Source organism: Mycobacterium sp. IDUB_9, from assembly GCF_055419505.1.
This window is the reverse complement of record NZ_JBVAXU010000003.1, coordinates 669,290-690,811: the sequence shown is the minus strand read 5'-3', so window position 1 is coordinate 690,811 and position 21,522 is coordinate 669,290. Positions and strand designations below refer to the sequence as shown.

Below are 21,522 nucleotides of genomic sequence, written 5' to 3'. Positions count from 1 at the left end.
AGTGTCTCTATATACTTCAGAATATGAAATAAATGCGGTCTATGAAAGGTCTTGGTAATGAAGCGAGCAGCGGCGACCAAGGGTTCGGCCGGGTTGGAGTCGGCGGACTACGTCGTCGTGGGCTCCGGTAGTGCAGGTGCGATCGTGGCCCGACGTCTGGCCGACACCGGCGCTACGGTCACCTTGATCGAGTCGGGGCGTCAGCGGGGCGGCCCGCTGGTCACCGTCCCCGGCATGTGTGGGGCCATCCATGCGGTCACACCCCTGCAGCGCCTGGTCACCTGGCCCGCGTTCAGCGTCCCCCAACGACACATGAAGGGCCGCACCCTTCCACAGTCTCACGGCCGGATACTCGGCGGCGGCAGCGTGATCAACGGTATGGCTTTTGTGCGCGGAAACCGCCAGAACTATGACGATTGGGCCGCCGCCGGAGCGAAGGGTTGGGGGTTCGCTGAGGTACTGCCGTCCTTCAGGCGGCTGGAGAGCTTCGAGGACGGTCCCAGCGAGCTGCGTGGCGGACACGGTCCGATCGCAGTGGAGCGGGCCACGGGCCTGGCGAGTGTCACCGAAAGCTACATGGTCGCCCTCGCGGCGATCGCCGGCGTCGGAATGAATGACGACTACAACGGTGCGCAGCAGGTTGGGGTGGCGCCGCTACAGCAGAGCGCCGGCGCCGGCAGACGAGTGGGCACCGATCGTGGGTACCTATCGGACGCGCCGCCGAATCTGCGCGTACTCACCGGTGTCACGGCGACCCGGGTGATCGTGGAGGGCGGGCGCGCAACGGGTGTGGAGCTGGTGGCGGGCCGCAACCGGCGACCGATCGGTCCTGCTCGCGCGAGCCGCGAGGTGATCCTGAGCGCCGGTTCCCTCGGTTCGCCGCGGCTCCTGATGCTCTCCGGCATCGGCCATGCGGCCCATTTACGTGAACATGGGATCAAAGTGATCGCCGACCTGCCCGTCGGTGACAATCTGCATGATCACCTGTTTGTGCCGATGTCCTATCAGGCTCGCGGCGGTCGCAGCGCGTCGCCGCTGAGTTTCGCCAGGGCAGCGGTGCGTGAATGCGTGCGTCCGCGATCTACCTACCTTGCCCACACCCTGTTCGAAGCGGTGGCGTTCGTCGACAGCGGGGTGGGAACGGGTACTGACGTTCCGGACTTGCAGATGTTCATCCTTCCGATGAGCTACCCCGCGAACCAGGACAGTCCGGGTCTGCACCTGGCCGCCGAGTCGTCATCGTCGCTGACGCTCATGCCGACGATGATCTATCCCGAGAGCCGGGGGAGCCTGCGCCTGGCGTCGACCGATCCGTTCACTGCTCCACTGATCGATCCGAACTATCTGGCTGAGCCCCGGGACGTGGCGACTCTGGTGGCCGGCATGGAGCTCGTCCGGGAGACGTTGACCCACCAGGCGATTGCGGGGGAAGTCGGCCGCGAGGTGCTGCCGGGTTCGAATCGCACCGGTGCTGATCTGGCCGAGTTTGTGCGCAGCAATGCGTCGGGGGTTTACCACCCGGTCGGGACGTGCCGGATGGGTACCGACGAGCGTGCGGTCGTCGATCCAGAGCTACGGGTCCGGGGTATTGAGGGGTTACGCGTGGCTGATGCGTCGATCATGCCGAGCATCGTCGGGGGCAACACGAATGCTGCGGCGATGATGATCGGCGAGCGAGCCGCCGAACTCATCGTCGGCGGTTGACCGGCGGGGCGCCATGGTTTGACCCCGCCGGCACCGAAGTCATCGAGGATTGCAGCGGTCGGATTCCACGCTGATGTCGGTCGGCCGGCCGTCGGGTTGCCCGATCTGCCACGAACTGGCCTTGCCGGCGGTGAAAGGCCCGGGGGCTCCCTGGGATTGGTAATAACCGCGTGGATCCCAGGTCTTCGCCTCTGGATAAGGCCACGGACAGGCGACGCTGGTGGCAGCGCCGGTGGCACGCACCAGCCAGAAAGCTGAGCTGAAACTCATCATTGCGACATTCAGGATGATCGCCATCACCAGAAAGGTGGCCAACTTGGGCCGACGAGAATGGAAGCGTAATCGCTGGGCGATCTTGTGCGCCTGGGATTTTCCGCTGTCGTCCCGATAGAGCAGAATCGACGCGGGAATCATGATGATGGTGATGAGCACGCTGGCCATCAAAAGGGGGAACTGACTGTTTTTGCCCACGTCGATCGAGCCGAATTCGACGACGTGGCTGTAGGTCAGAAATTGGGTGCGAGTGAGCAGGATCTCTTGGGCGGCATCCCAAATGGCACCGATGACAAACGTGAGCACGGCTATCGAAATCAGCGGGTGGCGCCACACGAAAGCCTTCGGGCCGCTACGTCGTTGGACTGCTCTCAGGATCGGCATGGCCAGGAAGTACGGAAGCAGGACGTAGGGCGCGTAGATGAACGAGGTGAGTGGTTCGATAATCGGAGAGATGTTGAGCCAGGACCAATTCCGCGGAAAGTGCCAGAGGTCCGGGTTGTAGACCAAGCCGATCGCCCAGTTGTTGATCGGATCCCACCAGAAGAGTGTGCTGGAGGCGAGGATCATGAGGATGACCGGATGGCCGGGATGACGCCTCCACACCAGAACCGAGGCGACGATAGTGACAACGAGGAGCGCGGCGCCCAATATCTGTCCCCACAAGACAAAGTCGATGCTGGGCCAGAGTGGTTGCACCGGAGGTGGTTTGCCTGCACCCGCTGGATTCGCATTGTCCGACGATGCCGGTCCGTGCTTCTCCGCGGTCACCAGGAATACGACCGCCAGCGCGGCTCCGATCACCCAACAGGTGAGGGGCTTCCACGGCAGATGCGCGCGTGAGCCTCCGCCAGGGTCGGCAACCGAAGGCTGGTGAACACGAGTTGATGGCTTCATAACACTCCGCACTGTTGCCCGCGACAGATGACGCGCGAGGCGAACCTCGCCTGGGTGAGACAGTAGCGCATATATTTCAGATAATGAACTACCTGGCGGATGTCGGTGCTAGAAGGCGAGGTCAGGTAGGGTGTTGCGTCGTGGCTGACACCATTGGAGCTGCCGACGACGGCGACATCGTGGACTTCCTCGGCGCCGCGACCGACATCCGACGCATGATTTCAACTCTCACCACGCCCGTCGCCCGCGAGTATGGGATCTCCGAACGCGCACTGGGCATCATCTTTCTGGTCCATGCGGGGTTGGACCGTCCCGGCATGTTGATCGACTACCTCAACGTATTGCCGAGCACGATCACCTCCGATATCGACAAACTCGTTGCGGCAGACCTGTTGCGACGAACTCCATCGGACGACGACCGGCGGGTCATCCGCATCGAGGTGACGCGTCGAGGCGCCGGCGCGCAAAAAAAGTCACTGCGCCAGTTGCATGACTTCTTCCGTGCCAAGGCGGCCGGTGTGGCCCTCGAAGAACTCCATGCCTGCATCGCCACGCTCCGCAAGCTCAGCGGTGTTCCACAGTCCTCAGTTCCCAATCCGCATCGCAAGGCCGAAGACGGTTCTTGATCGAGCGCCCTGTCCGTTCCTGGTCCCAGTGGCGATTGATGCCAGACATCTTCGCATCATGTTGACCACATAGGTGAGTGCGGTGCCCACGAGCAGTGCGGCCAGGACACCGAGCAGCCGGTGGTCACCGAACAACGGATAGACCTGGTAGTGCGTCAGGTAGGTGTACAGCGAGGCCTCGGCAAGGAGTCCGCACCCGGCCGCCACCATCGTCGGGCAGCGCAGGGCCGGCAGCCAGATCAGCAATGCGAATCCTGCCAGTACCAAGGTTTCCCGGGCCCTGTTGTCGAAGTAGCCGTGCAAGCCCACCATCAGCACCACTGTGACGATCGCCCGCTGCCAGGTGGCGGTGGCCTTGGCCGCCGCCCACCCGGCGGCGAAGAACCAGAACGCCAACACCGTGAACCAGGCTTCGCGGCCCAGGTCGAAACCGGGCAGGTCGTAACGCAATATCAGCCCGAACGCCAGGAACGTCGCGGCGAAGGCGAAGGGACGGCGTCGCTCGTACCGGTCGCTGCCCGGCAGTGCACACACCACGGCCAGTGCCACCAGGATCCAGACCAGCACCTCGACAAACCACAAACGTCCGGCGGTCATGCTGTCGTGCGGCCCGAAGAACTTGTTGGCCAGCAACAGGTTCGAAGCGCGGTAGTCGTCGGTGAGGACGAGTGCGAGGGCGACCCACACGACCGACGGCACCGCGATCCAGGTGATCGTGTTGCGTAGGTGACGCAATCGCGTCTGCCGCGGCACCGGTGTCAGGCAGAACCGGCCGAAGTTGTAGCCGGCCACGCCGAGCAGGATGTGCGCACCACCCCACAGCGCAAAAAGTTCCGCGTGCGAGCCGACGATCAGCACAATGGCCGCGGCGCGTAGCGCAACGCTCGTCTCCACTGTCGCCCACCGGCGCGGTCCGGGACTGCTGCTTCGTTCGAGTTCGGACAGGGGAATCCGGTGCCAGTCCTTCGGAAGTCGACCCAGGGTGCGCTCCAGACGAACCGACATCGCCACATAGGACAGTGAGTTACCGCCGAGGTCGACGAAACTCGCTTCGCGGCCGATGGACTCGGCAGGGACATGTAGGACCTCGGCGAACAGATCCCGAAGTTCGGCGGCATCGGTGTCAGGGGAGCCGGCAGCCAGGGCCCGCACCGCCGGATAGTCCGGTTTGCCCGAGACCAGCCGGGGCAGTCCGGAGACGATCGCGGCGCGCACCGCGCCGGCGGGCACACCAGCCACGGTGGCGGTCAGTCGCTGCACCTCCTCGACGCTGGTGTTCCCGATGCTCAGGGCTGCGACCGCGAGAGTGCCGCTACCCTCGGTGCACAGCGCCGTCACGCCATGTTCAGCCAGGGCGGCCTGCAGGCGGTCCAGATCGATCCGCAATCCGAACAGTTTCACGAACCGGTTACTGCGGCCGATGATCTCGTAAAGGCCGTCAGGAGCGCGTCGCGCGATGTCGCCGGTGCGCAATTCCTCGACGCTGGCACCCAGCGCCAGATCCTCGGGCCGTTGCGCGTATCCGAGCATCACGTTGGCGCCGCGGTAGACCAGTTCACCGGTGCCGTCGGGCCACGCGTCGCCACGGCGAATGGACAGGCTGCCTCCGGGGATCGGACGACCGATGGTTGCAGGATGTGACAGGGCGAGTTCCGGTGGCAGGTAGGCCATCCGGGCAGTCGCCTCGGTGGCGCCGTACATCACGAACAGCTGCCAGCCGCGGCGCTGTCCCAGCATCGCGAAGCGGCGCACACGATCAGGAGCCATCTGTCCACCCGCCTGGGTGACGTAGCGCAGGTGGGGTAGGTCCATGGCGTCGAACCCGATCCGGTCGAGCAGTGCGAAGGTGTGCGGTACCCCGGCGAAGGTGGTGGCCCGGTGACGGGTGAACAACTCCCAGAACTCGTCGTCGACCACGGATCGGTCGGTGAGGATCAATCCCGCACCGCGCAGCAGATGGCTGTTGATCACGGACAGTCCGTAGCAGTAGGACATGGGTAATGTGGTTGCCGCCCGGTCGGATTCGCTGATCGCGAGGTAGTCGGCAATGGCGGCGGCGTTACTGACCAGGTTGGTGTGGGATAGGCGCACCAGCTTCGGTGACCCGGTGCTACCCGAGGTCGACATCAGCAGCGCCAGATTGTCGTGGAGCCGGTGTGTGCTGGTGGCGCGCCGGTGGTGGATACCCGCGGTGTCGACGACGGTGTCAGGGGAGTAGGTCTGCAGGATCTCGCGGTGATCGGTGCCCGCGGGTACCGGCAGGGATACGTGGGCGCCCGCGAGGGCACCGAGGTAGTGCACCAGAGTGGGCAGGTCATTGCGTGCTTCGAGTAGCACGAGCCGACGTTCGGGACCCAGTTCCGCCGAGGCCTGCGACACGAGACCGGCAAGAGTCGAGTAGCTGACCTGTTGAGTCTCGGTCAGCACCGCGATCCGGTCGCCGTGAGCCCGCAGCGCCTCGACTATGGGGTTCAAGACAATGCCGTCCCGGCGCCACGCACGTCGATCCGGACCTTGGTGTCGCATGCCGGCGGATTCAGGCTGTGCTGGCGCACGACGATGGGTTCACCGGCGGCCGGCGGTTCGATGGTGAGCAGTACATCGTGGCCGAGGAACTCGGTGGCGATCACGGTTCCCATCGTGGCTGCCGCTTCGGCATCACTTGCACTGTCGGAAATCGCCGTGGCGACAAGTTGTTCAGGACGTAGCACCAGGCTGCACGGTCCGTCGGCGGCGCCGGCTTGGACAGGTATCCGGCCCAGCGCGCATTCGGCCGCCCCAGCGGCGACGATGCCCGGCAACGTGATGCAATCCCCGAGGAATTCGGCGGTGAACCGATCGGCGGGGTGCCGGTACACCTCCTGGGGTGTTCCGACCTGGGTGAACCTGCCCTCGCGCATCACCGCGACCTGATCGGAGATCGAGAGCGCCTCTTCCTGGTCGTGCGTCACGATCAGGGTGGTCACCCCGGTGTCAGACAACGTCCGCGCCACCGATTTTCGGGTGGCCGCGCGCAGCCCGGTGTCCAGGGCGCTGAACGGCTCGTCGAGCAGCATGACCACCGGCCGGCGCGCCAGGGCCCGGGCCAGTGCGACGCGCTGCTGTTGACCACCGGAGAGTTGGTGCGGCCGGCGTTGCGCGAACGAGGAATCCAGGGACACGCTGTCCAGCAGCTCGATGACCCTGGAACGGGCCTGGGTTCCACGCTCGCGCAGGCCGTAGGCGACGTTCTGGGCCACCGTGAGGTGCGGGAACAGCGCGCCATCCTGTGCCACGTAGCCGACGTCGCGGCGGTGTGGGGCGACAGTGTCTGTCGGGCTTGCCATTTGGCGTCCCACGATGGTTACCGTGCCGGCATCGGGAGATTCGAAGCCGGCGATCACGCGCAGCAGCGTGGTCTTGCCGCACCCGGAAGAACCGACCACTGCGGTGATGGTTCCCGGTGCCAGGGTCAGGTCGATGCCGTCGAGCACCACGGTGCCGTTGAAGGACTTGCGAAGCCCACGTACCTGGAGAACATCGTCGGTCACAGAGCGGCCACCTTCGTCGACTGGCGCAACAACATCAGGGTCACCGGGATCGACAGGGCGATCAGCATCAGGGCGTAGGGCGCCGCCGCGGCGTAGTCCAACTCGCTGCTCAGTGACCAGAACCGCATCGCCAGGGTGCGGGTGCCGGTCGGCGCCAGCAACAGGGTCGCAGTCAATTCCGTTGCCACCGCCACGAATACGAGTGAGGCGCCGGCAGCCGCGGCCGGGGCGGTCAGCCGGAGGGTGATCCGCACGAACGTGCGTGCGGGCGAGCTTCCCAGGGAGCGTGAGGCCTCCTCCACCGCCGGCGGCACCTGTGCCAGTTCGGACCGCAGGCTGACCAGGGCACGCGGGAGGAATAGCAGCACGTAGGCGCAGATCACCAGGGCCGCAGTCTGATAGAGCGGGGGAGCGTAGCGGATCGCCACGGTGACCAGGGCCAGAGCGGTGACGATTCCGGGCATCGAGCTGGTGATGAAATTGGCACCCTCGATCGAACGGGCCAGCAGACCGCGGTATCTGACGGCGACCCAGGCGAACGGGAAAGCCAGCACGGTGGTCAGGACCGCGGCGGCCGCGGCGAGCGTCGCGGTCTGGGCCAGCGCGGTACCGATGTCCATGGGCTCCCACACCTGCGAGCCGCCGATCCACAGCCAGCGCGTCAGCGTCCACAACGGCACTCCCAACGCCAGCGCGGCCAGGCCCAACAGCCCGGCGGTGGCCGGCAACATGCTGCGGCCCAGGCGCATCGGCGCGCCGGCACGCTGGGCGCCCGGGCCCACCCGGGCGAAGCGGGCGTTACCCCGGGCGGCGGCCTCGGTGACCAACAGCAGCAGGCACAGCAGCACGAGGACAGCGGCGAGCGTGGCGCCGGCAGCCCCGTCGAAGGTTGCCTGGAACTGTTCGAAGATCGCCGTGGTGAAGGTCGAGAATCGGATCATCGCGAACGCGCCGTATTCGGCCAGCAGGTGCACACCGATCAGCAGGGCGCCGCCCAGGATCGCCAGGCGTAGCTGTGGCAGCACCACCCGGAAGAACACCCCGGACGATCCGGATCCCAGCGCACGGGCCGATTCCTCCAGAGCCGGGTCGATACGGCGCAGGGTGGCCGCCGCGGGCACGTAGACGAACGGGAAGTACGACAGCGTCGCGATCAGCACCCCGGCCGACAACCCGTGCAACGACGGCACCACGCTGACCCAGCCGTAGCTGTTGACGAACGCGGGCACCGCCAGCGGTGCGACGAACACCGGCCGCCACCACGTCCGCCCCGGCAGGTCGGTGCGCTCGACCAGCCAGGCCGAACCGACCCCGAGTGCCACGCACACCGGCACGGTGATCAGCACCAGACCTACGGTGTTGATCAGGAGCTCTCCGACACGTGGCCGCACCACCAGCTCGATCACCCGGGTCGGACCGGTCGTGATCACCGACCAGGCGACGTAGCCCAGCGGGATGAACGTGGCCAGCAGCAACAGCGTCACGGCGGTGCTCAGCCCCGGTCCCGGCCGGACTCCCGCCGAGCGCTGCAGCGCGGCCGGCTGCGTTGACGGGGGCTCTGTGGCAACCAATTACAGCAAGCCAGCCTTTGTCATCAGATCGGTGACCTCGGCGGCATCGAGGTTGGACGGGTTGACCGCGGGCGCCTGCAACGAGTCCAGTGGTGGCAGAGCGGGATTGGCGGCGACGCCGCTGGCGACCGGATACTCGAACGAGGTGCCGTTACGCAGTACTTCCTGGCCGGCCTTGCCGGTGACGAACCGCAGGAATTGCTGCGCCTGATCCTGCTTCTTGCTGGATTTCAGCACGCCGCCGCCGGACAGGCTGACGAATGCTCCGGGGTCTGAGTTCTTGAAATAGTGCAGCGCGGTGTTACCGCTGATCTCTTTGGTCTTGGACTGATCGCGGAACCAGTAGTAGTGGTAGATGATGCCGCCGTCGACCTGCCCGTCGTTTACCGCGCGCAGTGTGGCGATGTTGTCCTGGAGCACAACGGCATTGGTCTTCAAACCGGCCAGCCATTGCGAGGTGGCCGGCTCACCCTTCAGTTCGAGTATGGCCGCAACAATCGCCTGGAAGTCCGCCTTGGCCGGCGGTGCACCCCACCGCCCCTTCCACTGCGGTTGCTGCAGATCCATGATCGAATGCGGCAGCTGGTCGGCCGGCAGCTTGGCCTTGTTGTAGACGAAGACCGTCGAGCGGGCCGCCACACCGGTCCACTTGCCCGACGACGGCCGGAACTGGGCTGGGACCTGGTCGAGGGCCTGCTGCTCGACGTCCGCGAACAGCCCCGCCTTCTCGACGGCGGCCATCGCCGGGGAGTTCTCGGTGAGGAAGACATCGGCGGGTGAGGCGTTGCCCTCGGCCACCAGTTGGTTGCCGAGCTCGGTGTCACCGCCCTGCCGGTAGGTGACCTTGATGCCGGTTTCCTTGGTGAACGCGTCGATCCACTCTTTCGTCAGCGATTCGTGTTGCGCGTTGTAGATCAGCAGCTCGTCGGACCCGGAACTGGAACACGCGACCACACCGACGGTGACCGCGACGGCAGACAGGACAACAGCAACCCGGCGGCTCCAACGTGTGCGCATCAAGTGATCCCTTTCGGCGTTAGCTGAGCATCACCTAAGGACACTACCGGGGGTGCCGCGCCTGTGGATGAACTCCACGCTGGGGATAACCAGGCCTGACCGGGCCGATGCTGTCGGACCATGTCCGCACGGTGTGGACATGAGTTCTTTGACACGGGCCGAGATCGGCGCACTGGGTGAACAGTTGGCCGTCGAGCATCTGGCGGCGCAGGGAATGCGCACGTTGACGCGCAATTGGCGTTGCCGTTATGGCGAACTCGACGTGATTGCCGAGGAGGTCGCCACCAACACGGTGGTGTTCGTCGAGGTGAAGACCCGCACCGGGGACGGGTTCGGCGGGCTCGCCGAGGCGGTCACGGCGCAGAAGGTCCGCCGGATCCGGCGGCTGGCGGCGCTCTGGCTGTCCGAACAGGACGTGCGCTTCGCCGCCCTGCGGATCGATGTGATCGGGGTCCGCATCGGGCGTCGGCGCGAGCCGGAGCTGGCGCACCTCAAGGGGGTGGGCTGAAATGGGTTTGGGGAGAGCCTATTCGGTGGCCGTGCGCGGGGTGGACGGGGTGATCGTCGAGATCGAGGCGGACATCACCTCGGGGCTGCCCGGTGTGCACCTGGTGGGGTTGCCCGACACTGCCTTGCAGGAATCGCGGGACCGGGTCCGGGCGGCGATCACCAACTGTGGCAACAGCTGGCCGATGTCACGCCTCACCCTGGCGCTGTCCCCGGCCACCCTGCGCAAGGTCGGTTCCGTCTACGACTTGGCGCTCGCGGTGGCAGTGCTCTCGGCGCACACCAAGACGGCCTGGGCGCGGTTGGAGAAGTCGGTGCTGCTCGGGGAGCTCGCCCTCGACGGCCGGGTCCGTCCCGTTCACGGCGTACTTCCCGCGGTGCTGGCCGCCAAGCGCGACGGCTGGCCCATGGTGGTGGTGCCCGTCGACAACCTGGCCGAGGCGAGCCTGGTCGACGGAATCGAGGTGTGCGGTGTGCGCACCCTGCGGCAGCTGCAGGCCTGGCTCGACGGCAAGGGGGATCTGCAGGCCCGGGTCACGGCGCCCGGGCGTGCGCCGGAGCCGTCGGCCGATCTGGCCGACGTCGTGGGACAGGGCCAGGCTCGCTACGCCCTGGAGGTGGCCGCGGCGGGTGCCCACCACCTGATGTTGACCGGGCCACCCGGTATCGGGAAGACGATGCTCGCACAGCGTCTTCCCGGCCTGCTACCTCCGTTGTCGCGCGGCGAGTCGTTGGAGGTGACCGGGATTCATTCGGTGGCGGGCTTGCTGGCGGGAGATACGCCACTGATCACACGGGCGCCGTTCGTGGCCCCGCACCATACTTCGAGTGTGGCCGCACTGGTCGGTGGCGGAAGTGGTCTGGCCCGTCCCGGAGCAGTCAGCCGCGCCCATCGGGGCGTGTTGTTTCTCGATGAGTTCGCCGAAATGGGTTCAAGTGCCCTGGAGGCGCTGCGAACTCCGTTGGAGGATGGGGAGATCCGGTTGGCTCGCCGGGATGGGGTGGCGTGCTATCCGGCACGGTTCCAATTGGTTCTGGCGGCGAACCCGTGCCCGTGCGCACCGCCCAAATCCCAGGATTGTGTCTGTTCGGCCCAGGCCAAGCTGCGGTATCGCGGCAAGCTGTCGGGGCCGCTGGTGGACCGCGTCGACTTGCAGGTGGAGTTGTATCCGGTCAGCGCCGGGGCGTTCGCTCCTCAGGCCGGCGAATCCAGCGCCGTGGTGCGTGAACGCGTTGCGGCAGCGCGCCTCGCCGCCCAGGAACGGTGGAAACCGTATGGGATCGGAACCAACGCCGAGGTCGGTGGCCCGTTGCTGCGGCGCGAATTCCGATTACCCAAAGCCGCCATGGAGCCGTTGCGGTCTGCCCTCGACCGCGGGTTGATCAGCATGCGCGGCGCCGACCGGTGCTTGAGGGTCGCTTGGACGTTGGCCGATCTGGCCGGCCGGACCATGCCGGCCCACGAGGATGTGGCCACCGCGCTGAGCTTCCGTCGGGCAGCGGGTGTGCCATGACCGACGAGGTGCGGCGTGCGTGGGCGTATCTGTCACGGGTGGCCGAACCGCCATGCGCGGAATTGACGGCCTTGGTCAAGCAGGTGGGCCCGGTCGAGGCGGCCGGTCGGGTCAAATCCGGTGATGTCAGGGAGGAGCTGTTCAGCCGGATCGAGGCTCGTCGGGAATTGGATTGTGCAGTCCGGGATCTGGACCTCATCGACAGAATGGGAGGGCGGTTGATCACCCCCGATGACGACGAGTGGCCATTGCTGAGATTCCGTGCGTTGGGCGTCGACAAGGAACACCAGCGTGCCAATGATCATCCGCCGTTGGTGCTGTGGGCCAGTGGGCCGGTGCGGCTCGATGAGGCGACTGAGCGTGCCGCAGCAATCGTCGGTACCCGCGCGGCCACGGCATATGGCGAGCACGTTGCCGCTGACCTGGCCGCAGGTCTGGTTGACCGGGACGTGACGGTGGTGTCCGGCGGTGCCTATGGCATCGACGGGGCAGCGCATCGCGCCGCGCTGGCGTGTGAGGGCGTGACCATCGCGATCGTGGCCGGTGGCATCGACAATCCGTACCCCGCCGGGCACAGCGCACTGTTCCACCGGATCCGCCAGGAATGCCTGTTGGTCAGCGAGTATCCGCCGGGGGTCGCGCCGGGCCGGCTGCGTTTTCTCACCCGCAATCGATTGGTCGCGGCCCTTTCCGGTGCGACGGTGGTGGTCGAGGCCGGGTTGCGCAGCGGTGCGGCCAACACCGCTGCGTGGGCCCGGTCGCTGGGCCGGGGAGTGTGCGCGGTGCCGGGCCCGGTGACCTCGGCGGCATCGGCGGGTTGCCATGTGTTACTCCGGGGTGGGGCCACCCTGGTCGGCCGCGCCGAGGAAATCGTCGAACTCGTCGGCCGCATAGGCGAACTCGCACCGGAAGAGCCGCGCGCGGCTGGGCCGCTCGATGGGCTCTCAGCGGCTGAGAAACAGGTCTACGACGCGCTGCCGTCGCGCGGTGCCCACCCTGTGGACGAGATTGCGATGCTCGCCGCACTTCCACCGCATCAGATCCTGGCGCCGTTGACGACGTTGGAACTCGCGGGGTTGGTCGTCAGCGAGGACGGGTGCTGGCGGTTGCGCCGGCGCCGGTAGACCCCATGCGTGGGTCCCGTCTCCGTATAGTCGATGAGGTCGGCTAACAAAGAGATCGGCCGAGCGAGTTTTGGAGGCGGTATGGCAGGACGACCCGTGCATACCTTTCAGGTGGTGCGTCGTGAGCAACTGACCGACCACATGGTCAGGCTGGTGCTGGGCGGCAACGGCGAAGACGGCTTCGACACGTTCTCGCCCAACGAGTCCACCGATGCCTACGTCAAGCTGGTCATCGTTCCCGAGAGTGTCGACGTGTCGGTACTGCCGAAACCCTTGACGCTGGACAGCTTTCAGGAGTTGCCCGCCGAAGAACGGCCCACGGTCCGCACCTACACCGTTCGTAAGGTCGACACCGAGCGTGGCGAGATCACCATCGACTTCGTCGTGCACGGTGAGCAGGGCGTGGCCGCACCCTGGGCCGCCGCGGCCCAGCCGGGCCAACCTGCCTACCTGATGGGTCCCAGCGGGGCATATTCGCCGGATCCGGCCGCTGACTGGCATCTTCTGGCGGGCGACGAAGCCGCTCTGCCGGCCATCGGTGCCGCCCTCGAAGCCTTGCCCGCCGATGCGACCGGCAAGGTCTTCATCGAGGTCGCCGGCCATGAGGACGAGATTGAGCTCACCGCTCCCGCCGGGGTCGAGGTCAACTGGATCCATCGAGGGGGACGGGCGGACATGGTCGGCGACGACAAGTCCGGAGACAACGCACCGCTGATCGCGGCGGTCAAGGAGGCGGCCTGGCTGCCTGGCCAGGTTCAGGTGTTCATCCACGGCGAGGCTCAGGCTGTCATGCACAACCTGCGTCCCTACATCCGCAAGGAGCGCGGCGTCGCAGCGAAATGGGCGGGGTCGATCTCGGGGTACTGGCGCCGTGGGCGTACCGAGGAGACCTTCCGGCAGTGGAAGGCCGAGCTGGCGCAAGCGGAGGCCGACACCGCGGGCTGATGGCAAGTTGGCTGTCCGGGATGGAAAGGTAGCCGTCATGGCGTACGGCGACTATCAACTCGAGATCTACCTGCAGGGGCTGTCCGGCGTGCTGCCGACCATGCCGATGGACTACGCGAGCCTGGAAGCCAAGGCCCAAGCAGCCATGCCGCCATCCATCTGGTCGTATGTCGCCGGCGGGGCCGGCGATGAGCGTACCCAGCAGGTCAACCGCACCGCTTTCGACCGGTGGGGGCTGATGCCCCGGATGTTCAACGCGCACCGGGAGCGCGATCTGTCTGTCGACCTGTTCGGCCTCACACTGCCTTCTCCGTTGTTCATGGCACCCATCGGGGTTCTGGGCATCTGCGGGCAGGACGGGCACGGCGACCTGGCGGGAGCGCGCGCCGCAGCGCGTACCGGGGTGCCGCTGATGGTGTCCACCCTGACCGAGGATCCGCTGGAAGACGTCGCCGCCGAATTCGGCGATACCCCAGGCTTTTTCCAGCTGTACACGCCGACCGACAAGGACCTGGCGGCCAGCTTCGTGCAGCGCGCCGAAGCGGCCGGGTACAAGGGCATCGTCGTCACGCTGGACACCTGGGTTCCGGGGTGGCGCCCGCGGGACCTGGCCACCTCGAACTTCCCGCAGTTACGCGGCAAATGCCTGGCCAACTACACCAGTGACCCGGTGTTCCGCGCCGGCCTGCAGCAGCCGCCCGAGGAGAACCCGCAGGCGACGGTACTGCGCTGGGTCAGCCAGTTCGGCAATCCGCTGACCTGGGACGACCTGCCGTGGTTGCGGTCGCTGACCAAATTGCCGCTGATCATGAAGGGCATCTGTCACCCCGATGACGTCCGGCGGGCCAAAGACGGTGGCGTCGACGGCATCTACTGCTCCAATCATGGTGGGCGCCAAGCCAATGGCGGTCTGCCGGCGATCGACTGCCTGCCCGGTGTGGTCGAGGCGGCCGACGGGCTGCCGGTGTTGTTCGACTCGGGAATCCGCAACGGGGCCGACATCGTGAAGGCCCTCGCCCTGGGTGCCACTGCCGTCGGCGTGGGGCGCCCATATGCGTACGGGCTGGCGCTCGGTGGTGTCGACGGCATCGTGCACGTGCTGCGGTCCCTGCTCGCCGAGGCCGACTTGATCATGGGGGTCGACGGATACCCGACGCTGGCCGATCTCACCCCCGAGGCTCTGCGGCGCGTCGACTGACACCTGAAGCACGCTCGGCTCGGCAGGCACTCTACGGTGACGAAACCGGAGTAAAGGCTGCAACAAAAAGGCAGGTCATTGCGTCTGGTCAATGATTATTCAGACGTGTAGCATTTTCCTTCGTGAGTGTAGAAACCGTTCGCGAGAGGGCTGCCCATCTGGGGCCCGAGCGGCGGCGCCCGCAGGTGCTGGATGCGGCCCTGGCGATTGCGGTGACCGAGGGGGTCGCCGCGGTCACGATCGGCGCGGTGGCTCAGCGGCTCAAGGTCACCCGGCCGGTGGTCTACTCGTGTTTTCCCGACCGGGTCGAATTGTTGAGGGCGCTGCTCGAGCGGGAGTTGACGCTGCTGGTCCAGGGCGCGATCGATGCGCTGCCCTACGGCCGAGCGGATGCCGACGAAACCGTCTTCGTCGAGGGCTTCCAGGCGCTGCTTGAGACGGTTGCCCGCCGGCCTGATTCCTGGCGGCTCGTGATGAGCGCCGACCCGGACCCGGCCGTGGCGAAACACTTCCGTGACGGTCGCGCCCTGATGGTGGGCAAGGTCTCCCGACGGCTGGCTCCCACGCTGGAACGTTGGGGCACCACCGACGCCGAAAAAAAGCTGCCGGTGTTGGTCGAGCAGTTCGTGTCCACCTGTGAAGGCGCGGTGCGGACGTTGTTACAAGACAACGGAAAAGACTGGACACCAACCACATTGGGTGAATTCGTCGGATCGGCCACCTACCGGGCGTTCCGCGGCGCCTGATCCAGAACAGAGGAGTTGTCACATGTCTGATCTCCAGCCGATGGCTGACTACGGGTTCTTCGGGCCGGATTCGGTGACCTGGAAGGTCTGGGGTCATGCCACCACGCCGATCATCGGACTGCAACGAGCCGTGGTGGTCGAAGAACTCGACCCCGCCCTGATCGCCGCGGTCGACACCACCGGCGCCAATTACGATCGGCCACGTACCCGATACGACCGGACCGTGCGTTACTTCGCGATGGTGGCTTTCGCCGACACCGAATCGGTGCTCAAGACCGCCGACGTTCTGGTGAAAGTCCACTCGAAAGCGATTGGCACCGAACCCCTGAGCGGGAACAAGTACGACGCCAACGACCCCCGGTCGCAGCTGTGGATCCTGCTCACCGGCTGGCATTCGGTGCTCAAGGCCTACGAGCTGTACGGCGGTGGAGAGCTGACGACCGAGGAAGAGGCCCGCTACTGGCAGGACTGTGCACGCGCGGCCGAGTTCCAGACTTGCGATCCGGCTGACGTCCCGCGGTCTCGTGACGGCATCAACGAGTACTTCGAACAGGTGCGGCCACGCCTCGCCGTCAGTGAGGCCGCCCGCGCGATGATGGACCACCTGCTCAACGCCAAGGTGGTGCTACCGCCCGTGCCGCGGATCGCGAAGCCTGCTGTAGAGATTCTCAACTACTTTCTCCGGGCGGGCACCATCGCCACCATGCCGCGTTGGATGCGCCAGCTCAGTGGATTCGACCAGCCACGCGTGGTCGACCTGGCCGTGCGGCCGGTGCTCAAGCTCGGTTTCGGGGTGGTCAACCGGGTGCCCCGGCTGAAGCTGTTGGTGTCCAAGATCATTGCACCGTCTGTGGTTCCGATCGCCGGTCCCTACATCATGGGCATACCGCCGCGGTCAACCGAAGTGCTCAGCCCCGAAGAAGGACGCAAACGCTACGGCTATGCCAAACCCGCTGATGCACACCAGGAGCTGCGAGCCCGCCAACACGAGCGGGTGTTCGGTCGCGGCCAACGGCCCAGCGACGAAGGCCTCATCGAATCTCAGTCCTACCTGGGGAGTTTGGCGTGACCGCACGATCCGATGTCCTGTTCGACCCGAACCGGACCGACTTCGACCAGTTCGACACCAGAACTCGGGAGATCTTCCGGGCCACCATCGAGTTCTTCGAGTCGCACGGTAAGCGGTGGCTCAAGCAGCAGGACCGGGATCGGGTCTGGTACAGCGACTTTCTCGATCTGGTCAAGCGGGAGGGCATCTTCGCGACGTTCCTCACCCCTGCGTCGGAAGCCAACGGCGATCCCGACAAGCGCTGGGACACCGCACGCAACGCCATGTACAGCGAGATCCTCGGGTTCTACGGCATGCAGTACTGGTACGTCTGGCAGGTCACCATCCTCGGTCTCGGACCGATCTGGCAGTCAGAGAACACAGTGGCCCGTAAAAAGGCTGCCGCCCTGCTGGATTCGGGGGAGATCTTCGCCTTCGGGCTGTCCGAGCAGGCGCACGGCGCCGACGTGTATTCGACCGACATGGTGCTGACACCTGGCCCCGACAACGAGGCGGGCGGCTCGTACACCGCGAACGGCGGCAAGTACTACATCGGTAACGGCAACCTGGCCGGCATGGTCTCGGTGTTCGGCCGTCGTTCCGACAAACCCATCATCGACAGCTCCGATCTCGACCGGCGCCGTCCCGAGGAGGATTTCACGGGATACCTGTTCTTCGCGGCCGACAGCCAGCATTCGAACTACCACCTGCGCAAGAACGTCGTCGATGGTCAGATGTACGTCGCGGCGTTCGATCTGGAGAACTATCCGGTCAGCGCCGACGACATCCTGCATCAGGGCAAGGCAGCCTTCAATGCCGCGATCAACACCGTCAACATCGGCAAGTTCAACCTCGGATTCGGTGCGATCGGGGCCTGCGAGCACGCTATGTACGAGGCCGTCACCCACGCCGAGAACCGCGTGCTGTTCGGCCAGCGGGTCACCGAGTTCCCGCAGATCCGCCGCATGCTCGCCGACGGCTACGCCCGGTTGATCGGAATGAAGCTCTACAGCGAGCGGGCCATCGACTACATGCGCAGCGCAAGCTCGGACGACCGGCGCTACCTGTTGTTCAATGCGATCGAGAAGATGAACGTCACCCGTGAGGGCGAGAAGATCGTTACGTTGCTCGCCGACACCATCGCGGCCCGGGCGTTCGAATCCGACATGTATTTCACCATGGCGTTGCTGGGGCTCACCGGCCTGCCGCGGCTGGAGGGCACGGTGCACGTCAACATGGCGCTGTCGCTGAAGTTCATGCAGAACTACATGTTCGGCGCATCGGATGCGGCGCTGGCGGCGATGTCCGTTTTGCCTGTCGGCCGGGCCCCGGCACTGCTGGTGAGCGCGCTTGCCGGTGGCCTGCGTGCGGCCGGCGGCGCTGTCGCGGGGTCGCCTGTGGCGCAACGTATTCCACAACTCAAGCCATTGCTGGCCGAGGTGCCGGAGGTTCCGACACGCAGGGATGCGGCCAATGACGACTTCTTGTTCCGGCAGGGGCCCAGCAGTGGGTTGGCGAAGATCCGGTTCGGGGACTGGCAGTCGGTGCTTCGCGGATTCTCCTCGACGCCGAATGTCGCGGTCTTCCTGGACCAGGCCCGGGCATTGCAGACCCTGCTCGCCGTGGCGACGCCCACCGCCGATCAACAGCGCAACGTTGACTTCCTTTTCGCGATCGGTGAGATGTTCACCCTCATCCCGTACGCCCAGCTGATCCTGGAGCAGGCAGAGATCGAGGCGTTCGACACCGATCTGATCGACCAGCTTTTCGACGTGCTCGTCACCGACATGTCCACGCACGCGACCAAGCTGCACTGCCATCCGGATGCCACGGCGGTGCAACAGCAGCGCGCCCTCGACATCGTCAGGCAGCCCGCGGCCGATGCCGCCCGTCGCGACCGCGTGGTGACCGCTGTGCGCGGCCTGGCCGACCGCTACGAGATGAATCCGTGATGGTCACGCGACGGTAGCGGCCCGGCGCGTCGTGTGCAGGGCGTGCGCGCTTCTGTCACGGTGACACGGTGCCCGCAGTCGGAGATGTGCTCGCCGAGTTCGACGAATACCTGGCGCTGCAGTGCGGCAGGTCCGAGCACACCCGCCGGGCGTACCGGGGTGATCTGAGGGCGTTGTTCGAGCACACCGGCGGCGGTCTGGACACCGTGACCCTGCCGGCGCTGCGGTCATGGTTGGCCACCCAGGCGGCGGCCGGAGCGGCACGGACCACGCTGGCGCGGCGAACCTCCACGGTCAAGACCTTCTGCACCTGGGCCGCCCGGCGGGGAATTCTTCCGGCCGACGCCGCGGCCCGCTTGCAGGTACCCAAGGCCCACCGCACTCTGCCCTCGGTGCTTCGTCGCGACCAGGCGATAGACGCCATGGAAGCGATGAATACTGCTGTACAGGAAGGTGATCCGCTGGCGCTGCGGGACCGGCTGATCGTCGAGATGCTCTATGCCACCGGTATCCGCGTCAGTGAGTTGTGCGGGCTGGACATCGACGACATCGACACCGCACGCCGGGTGCTGCAGGTGCTGGGCAAGGGCAACAAACAGCGCACCGTTCCGTTCGGCGAGCCCGCACTCCACGCACTCACAACCTGGCTCACCGAGGGCCGGCCTGCCCTGGCCACCGCCGATTCCGGCCCCGCGTTGCTGCTGGGCGCCCGCGGCAAGCGGCTCGATCCGCGTCAGGCGCGCACGGTGGTGCACCAGACGGTCTCCGCTGTCGACGGTGCGCCTGACATCGGCCCGCACGGACTGCGCCACAGTGCGGCCACCCACCTGCTCGAAGGCGGTGCGGATCTGCGCATCGTGCAGGAGTTGTTGGGCCACTCCTCGCTGGCCACCACACAGCTCTACACCCACGTCACCGTGGAGCGACTGCGTGCCGTGCACGACCAGGCCCACCCGCGAGCCTGAAGAGGGAGATAGTGCAGGAGTCAGCCGTCGAGCCAACCCGAAGTACCGTCGAGTTGCCGTCAGGGCCGGTGTCCTATCTCACCTGGTCTACCGATGGCATGGCGCCGACAGTCGTGTTGCTGCACGGCGGTGGGGTGGACAGTGCATCGCTGTCGTGGGGCGGTATCGGCCCGCGGCTGGCCCGGGCGGGCTACCGCGTCGTCGCACCGGACCACCCCGGTTACGGCCACAGTCCGCTGGCCCGGCTGCCTGTGACGCAGGAACGGCTGGTCGGCTACGTGGGGGAGTTCGTCGACGGGCTCGGTCTGCAGCGCTACACGATCGGCGGATTGTCGCTCGGCGGCGGCATCACCATCGGTCATGTGCTCGACCGGCCGGACCGGGTGACCGGAGCGATGCTCCTGGGCAGTTACGGGCTGATGCCCCGATTGTCGGACGGCCTGCTGTCGGGCGTGCGGCAGGTCATCACCTGGGCGACGTTGCGCAGCGGTCTGTTGGGTGCGACGACCCGCTGGGTGGGTACCAACCGGGCGGTGATGACAAAGAGCATGCAATCACTCATCCGAGACCCCACTGAACTCACTGTGGAACTGATGGACGAGATCATGGTTGCCGCACAGCGACCGGACGGGTTCCGCGCATTCGAGCAGTGGCAGCGTGACCAGGTCAGGTGGAATGGGCTGCGCACGGACTACACCGGACGCCTGAAGTCATTTCGCCGCCCGGCACTGATCGTCCACGGTGACCGCGACCCGGGCGTACCGATCGCGCGCGCCCGCGCGGCCGCCGAGCTCATCCCGGAAGCACAGCTCAAAGTCGTTGCAGGTGCGGGACATTGGGTGCAGCGCGACCGCCCGGACGTCGTACTCGAGGCGATGACGGGGTTTCTCGCCGGTCGCTAGCGCAACAGCTTGATGACCTCGGCCAGGTGCGGAAGCGCCGACTGGCGGTCCGCCCAGGCGTCGATCGCGGTCCAATAGCTGATGCCGAACCGGCGTTGGCGGTCCATCAGGGACTCGGCCATCTGCTCGTAGCTGCCGAACAGCGCAAACGGAGATTCCAGCAGCAGTTCTGCGGAGGCTCCCAACGTCCCGGCCACCTCTGCTGCCGCGGCCGCCGGATCGTCGGTGTGCACCACGAACTGCAGCAATGCGTTGAGTTCGATGGCTTCGAACCGGTCGCCGGCGGCGTCGGCGACTATCGCGATCCGGTCCAGCAGACCCGTGGGATCGAAATGAGTCAGCCGGACCTCGGTGGCGTCGTGGTTGTGACTGAAGCCCGCCAGTCCGGCGATATCGGCGGCCCGGCCCGCGAGTTGCAGCACCCGCCTGCCGTTGCCGCCGATGAGCAGCGGGACGTCGACTCCCGGTGGCGCGACCAGAGCGCCGGCGTCCGCCCGCACGCAGTAATGCGCGCCGTCCATGTCCACGGGTTCGCCGGCCAGCAGCGGGCGGATCACGTCGACCGACTCGATCAGCCGATCCACTCTGGTGGCGCCGTTGTCGAATTTCAGCCCGGCCGCGTCATATTCGGATTTCATGTGGCCCGCCCCCAGGCCCAACTCGAACCGCCCGCCGGACAGCGCTGCCACGCTCACGGTTTCCCGGGCGGTATCGACCGGGTGGCGCAGATCGTTGTTGAGCACCAGCGTGCCGGTGCGCAGATGCGAGGTGACGGCACATGCAGTGGCGGCGCCGCTGAACGGGGCCAGCGTCGGTGCCAGATGATCGGGGATGGTGAGTACGTCGAATCCGGATTCTTCGACGGTGACGGCGAATTCGGCGAAGTCACCGCCACGGGGCAGCGCGGTGTGCAGGCCGAATCGCATGGGCCGGTTGCGGTGAGCTTGTGACGCCACGGTCATGTTTTCGACAGTAGGCCGTCCTCGAAGCGGTGTGGGTACAG

Annotated in this window: 18 protein-coding genes; 12 read left to right on the top strand and 6 right to left on the bottom strand. The window is 66.2% G+C overall.

What is annotated here, in order from left to right:
• Positions 1 to 57: 57 nt before the first annotated feature.
• A complete protein-coding gene (locus ACZY08_RS17745) occupies positions 58 to 1,704 on the top strand; it encodes a GMC family oxidoreductase (RefSeq protein ID WP_463745369.1) in 1,647 nt (548 codons plus the stop codon).
• Between the two features lie 39 nt (positions 1,705 to 1,743).
• Here the strand turns inward: ACZY08_RS17745 and ACZY08_RS17740 are convergent, their stop codons facing one another.
• A complete protein-coding gene (locus ACZY08_RS17740) occupies positions 1,744 to 2,748 on the bottom strand; it encodes a spirocyclase AveC family protein (protein ID WP_463745370.1) in 1,005 nt (334 codons plus the stop codon).
• Between the two features lie 266 nt (positions 2,749 to 3,014).
• Here ACZY08_RS17740 and ACZY08_RS17735 point away from each other — a divergent pair, with 266 nt between their 5' ends.
• Positions 3,015 to 3,500, top strand: a complete 486-nt coding sequence (locus ACZY08_RS17735; RefSeq protein ID WP_463745371.1) for a MarR family winged helix-turn-helix transcriptional regulator — start codon at positions 3,015 to 3,017, stop codon at positions 3,498 to 3,500.
• Here ACZY08_RS17735 and ACZY08_RS17730 read toward each other — a convergent pair.
• Genes ACZY08_RS17730 through ACZY08_RS17715 form a run of 4 tightly spaced genes read right to left on the bottom strand, consistent with a single transcriptional unit; the run spans position 3,459 to position 9,618 of the window.
• Positions 3,459 to 5,975, bottom strand: a complete 2,517-nt coding sequence (locus tag ACZY08_RS17730) for a non-ribosomal peptide synthetase (protein WP_463745372.1) — start codon at positions 5,973 to 5,975, stop codon at positions 3,459 to 3,461. The two genes, ACZY08_RS17735 and ACZY08_RS17730, sit on opposite strands and share 42 nt — an antisense overlap.
• Positions 5,972 to 7,030, bottom strand: coding sequence for an ABC transporter ATP-binding protein (locus tag ACZY08_RS17725; protein WP_463745373.1), 1,059 nt, complete (start codon positions 7,028 to 7,030; stop codon positions 5,972 to 5,974). Before ACZY08_RS17725 ends, ACZY08_RS17730 begins: the two co-directional genes overlap by 4 nt.
• Positions 7,027 to 8,601 (bottom strand): ABC transporter permease, encoded by a 1,575-nt coding sequence (locus ACZY08_RS17720; protein WP_463745374.1) that lies wholly within the window; start codon positions 8,599 to 8,601, stop codon positions 7,027 to 7,029. Before ACZY08_RS17720 ends, ACZY08_RS17725 begins: the two co-directional genes overlap by 4 nt.
• Positions 8,602 to 9,618 (bottom strand): iron ABC transporter substrate-binding protein, encoded by a 1,017-nt coding sequence (locus ACZY08_RS17715; protein ID WP_463745375.1) that lies wholly within the window; start codon positions 9,616 to 9,618, stop codon positions 8,602 to 8,604.
• Positions 9,619 to 9,757: 139 nt separating this feature from the next.
• Here ACZY08_RS17715 and ACZY08_RS17710 point away from each other — a divergent pair, with 139 nt between their 5' ends.
• The 10 genes from ACZY08_RS17710 to ACZY08_RS17665 all read left to right on the top strand — a co-directional run bounded on the left by ACZY08_RS17710 (position 9,758) and on the right by ACZY08_RS17665 (position 20,519).
• Positions 9,758 to 10,126 (top strand): YraN family protein, encoded by a 369-nt coding sequence (locus ACZY08_RS17710; protein ID WP_463745376.1) that lies wholly within the window; start codon positions 9,758 to 9,760, stop codon positions 10,124 to 10,126.
• 1 nt (position 10,127) lies between these two features.
• Positions 10,128 to 11,639 carry a YifB family Mg chelatase-like AAA ATPase gene (locus tag ACZY08_RS17705; RefSeq protein ID WP_463745377.1) on the top strand — a complete coding sequence of 504 codons (1,512 nt, stop codon included), beginning with the start codon at positions 10,128 to 10,130 and terminating at the stop codon, positions 11,637 to 11,639.
• Complete coding sequence (gene dprA / locus ACZY08_RS17700; RefSeq protein ID WP_463745378.1) at positions 11,636 to 12,763, top strand: DNA-processing protein DprA; 1,128 nt, start codon at positions 11,636 to 11,638, stop codon at positions 12,761 to 12,763. Before ACZY08_RS17705 ends, dprA begins: the two co-directional genes overlap by 4 nt.
• 81 nt (positions 12,764 to 12,844) lie before the next feature.
• Entirely contained in the window at positions 12,845 to 13,708 is an 864-nt protein-coding gene (locus ACZY08_RS17695) for a siderophore-interacting protein (protein ID WP_463745379.1), read from the top strand.
• Between the two features lie 37 nt (positions 13,709 to 13,745).
• Positions 13,746 to 14,906 carry an alpha-hydroxy-acid oxidizing protein gene (locus tag ACZY08_RS17690; protein WP_463745380.1) on the top strand — a complete coding sequence of 387 codons (1,161 nt, stop codon included), beginning with the start codon at positions 13,746 to 13,748 and terminating at the stop codon, positions 14,904 to 14,906.
• Between the two features lie 122 nt (positions 14,907 to 15,028).
• The gene (locus ACZY08_RS17685; protein ID WP_463745381.1) at positions 15,029 to 15,652 is read left to right on the top strand and encodes a TetR/AcrR family transcriptional regulator; all 624 of its coding nucleotides are present in this window, start codon (positions 15,029 to 15,031) and stop codon (positions 15,650 to 15,652) included.
• A gap of 22 nt (positions 15,653 to 15,674) precedes the next feature.
• Complete coding sequence (locus ACZY08_RS17680) at positions 15,675 to 16,721, top strand: oxygenase MpaB family protein (protein WP_463745382.1); 1,047 nt, start codon at positions 15,675 to 15,677, stop codon at positions 16,719 to 16,721.
• The gene (locus tag ACZY08_RS17675; RefSeq protein ID WP_463745383.1) at positions 16,718 to 18,652 is read left to right on the top strand and encodes an acyl-CoA dehydrogenase; all 1,935 of its coding nucleotides are present in this window, start codon (positions 16,718 to 16,720) and stop codon (positions 18,650 to 18,652) included. The genes ACZY08_RS17680 and ACZY08_RS17675 overlap by 4 nt, the downstream gene beginning before the upstream one ends.
• Before the next feature lie 86 nt (positions 18,653 to 18,738).
• Positions 18,739 to 19,617: a tyrosine recombinase XerC gene (locus ACZY08_RS17670; protein ID WP_463745960.1), complete on the top strand. Its 879-nt coding sequence runs from the start codon at positions 18,739 to 18,741 to the stop codon at positions 19,615 to 19,617.
• An 11-nt stretch (positions 19,618 to 19,628) separates the two neighbouring features.
• Positions 19,629 to 20,519 (top strand): alpha/beta fold hydrolase, encoded by an 891-nt coding sequence (locus tag ACZY08_RS17665; RefSeq protein ID WP_463745384.1) that lies wholly within the window; start codon positions 19,629 to 19,631, stop codon positions 20,517 to 20,519.
• Here ACZY08_RS17665 and ACZY08_RS17660 read toward each other — a convergent pair.
• A complete protein-coding gene (locus ACZY08_RS17660) occupies positions 20,516 to 21,481 on the bottom strand; it encodes a TIGR03621 family F420-dependent LLM class oxidoreductase (protein ID WP_463745385.1) in 966 nt (321 codons plus the stop codon). The two genes, ACZY08_RS17665 and ACZY08_RS17660, sit on opposite strands and share 4 nt — an antisense overlap.
• Between the last annotated feature and the right edge of the window lie 41 nt (positions 21,482 to 21,522).